We start from the raw sequence: 2,359 nt of genomic DNA on the forward strand, positions 1-2,359 counted from the left end.
TGCTTCAAGTAAAGAAATTGCTGAGAATTATCTGCTTGAGCTGGAAGGAAAATGGGGAGAAAAGTATCCTTTAGTTATAAAATCCTGGCAGAACAATTGGGAAAACTTATCCAGTTATTTTAAGTATTCTGGGCCAGTTAGGAAGCTGATTTACACCACTAATCCAATTGAGGGGTTGCATAGACAAATCAGGAAATTTACTAAAACTAAGGGTTCATTTACTAGTACAAATGCCTTGTACAAACAGGTATATTGTGCTATAAAAAAGGTAGAGCAAAAGTGGATTATGGCTCTCCCTAATTGGGCTTTAACTATGTCTCAACTTGATATTTTCTTTCCAGATAGGTTGAAAATTGAGTTGAACTAAAAATGCGGCTTGACACACTTTTTTGAACATTCCCGACTTAAAGGCTGAGTTTCCAGAAATGAAAGGTTTTAGCACAAGAAATCTAAAATATATGCGGCAGTTTGCAGGGGAATATCAAGATATTGAATTTGTGCAACAACTTGTTGCCCAATTGCCATGGGGACATAATGTATTTCTGATGGACTTAGTTCGGGACAAAGAAGCTAGGCTATTTTACATAAAAGAAGCTATAGAACATGGCTGGTCAAGAAACATCATGGTAATGCAGATTGAACTTGGGTTACATAAGCGTCAGGGAAAGGCTATCACTAATTTTAAAGAGAAGCTACCTTCGCCTCAATCAGATTTAGCGCATTACACATTAAAAGATCCATATATTTTTGATTTTTTAAGTATAGGAAAGGATGCTCATGAAAGAGAAGTAGAGAAAGGGCTTGTAGGGCACATGGAGAAGTTTTTATTAGAACTTGGTGAAGGCTTTGCGTTTGTCGGTAGACAATTTCATTTAGATGTTGGTGATGAAGACTTCTTTGTGGATTTATTGTTCTACCATCTGAAATTACGTTGTTTTATAGTAATTGAATTGAAAGATAATAAGTTTAAACCAGAGTACGCTGGTAAGATGAATTTCTACCTTTCAGCAGTAGATGACTTGCTAAAACATGAGACAGATCAGCCATCTATAGGATTGATTTTATGTAAATCTAAAAATGATGTACTAGCAAAATACACGCTAAAGGATATGACCAAACCAATAGGACTTGCAGAATATCGAGTTACTGAAAATCTACCAGAGAGTATAAAAACAGCTTTGCCAACGATAGAGGAATTAGAAGCTGAGTTATCTAAAGTTTCAGATCAAGAAAAGTAATGCTATTAAAATCATTCAAGCAATTATTAAACAAACCAAAGATAAAAAGCTCAGCGTGGGATGCAGCAGGCTCAGGAAGAAGATTTTTTCACTTTCAACCAGAGTTAGGAAGTATAAACAATTTGCTGTCTCAAAGCCTTGAAACTTTACGTAGTAGATCACGTGACATGGTGAGAAAAAATCCATATGCAGCAAATATAATTGATACCATAGTGAGTAATTCTATTGGAACAGGAATAAAACCACAATCAAAAGCAAGAGATGCGGAATTTCGAAAGAAAGTGCAAGAGTTATGGCTAAAATGGACAGATGAAGCAGATAGCTGTGGAATAAGTGATTTTTATGGATTACAAGCTCTAGTATGCAGAAGTATGATAGAAGGTGGAGAGTGTTTTGTACGTCTGCGGATCCGAAAACCTGAAGATGGTTTGTGTGTACCTCTGCAATTACAAGTACTTGAGTCTGAACATTTAGATAATAAAACAAATCAAACTTTAGGAAATGGTAATGTAATAAGAAACGGGATTGAGTTTAACAGGCTTGGGCAAAGAGAAGCATATTACCTATTTAAAGAACACCCTGGTGAAGGCTCGTTTGGTGAATCAGTGAGAGTACCAGCAAATGATGTTTTACATATTTATAGACCTTTAAGACCTGGGCAAATTAGAGATGGCTTTCTAGTATACTGCTAAAGCTCTATGAACTTGATCAATACGATGATGCAGAGCTGGTAAGAAAGAAAACTGCAGCAATGTTTGCGGGGTTTATTACAAGACTTGATCCTGAAGCAAGTATTTTAGGTGAGGCGCAAGCAAATGAGCAAGGAGTAGCACTATCTGGCCTAGAACCTGGAACAATGCAGCTTTTAGATCCAGGTGAGGACATAAAATTTTCAGAGCCATCAGATGTTGGAGGAAGTTATGAAGCGTTTATAAGACAGCAGCTAAGGGCAATAGCGATTGGTACAGGGATAACATATGAGCAACTAACAGGAAGGTGTTAATTATTCATCTATTCGAGCAGGGCTGATAGAGTTTCGCAGAAGGTGCGCAATGTTGCAGCATAACGTGATAGTGTTCCAGTTTTGTAGACCTATTTGGAATAGATGGCTAGAATTAGCA

At 36.9% G+C, this 2,359-nt stretch carries 2 protein-coding genes and 1 pseudogene; all 3 read left to right on the plus strand.

The window, feature by feature from the left end:
• Positions 1-367 (plus strand): transposase (locus Wcon_RS09065; RefSeq protein ID WP_147269143.1); only part of this gene is annotated, 367 nt, incomplete at its 5' end.
• A gap of 22 nt (positions 368-389) precedes the next feature.
• Positions 390-1,238 carry a PDDEXK nuclease domain-containing protein gene (locus Wcon_RS09070; RefSeq protein ID WP_255565560.1) on the plus strand — a complete coding sequence of 283 codons (849 nt, stop codon included), beginning with the start codon at positions 390-392 and terminating at the stop codon, positions 1,236-1,238.
• Positions 1,238-2,359: pseudogene (locus tag Wcon_RS09075) on the plus strand (phage portal protein); the annotation flags it as partial. The gene Wcon_RS09070 and the pseudogene Wcon_RS09075, both read left to right, overlap by 1 nt.

Source organism: Wolbachia endosymbiont of Cylisticus convexus, assembly GCF_003344345.1.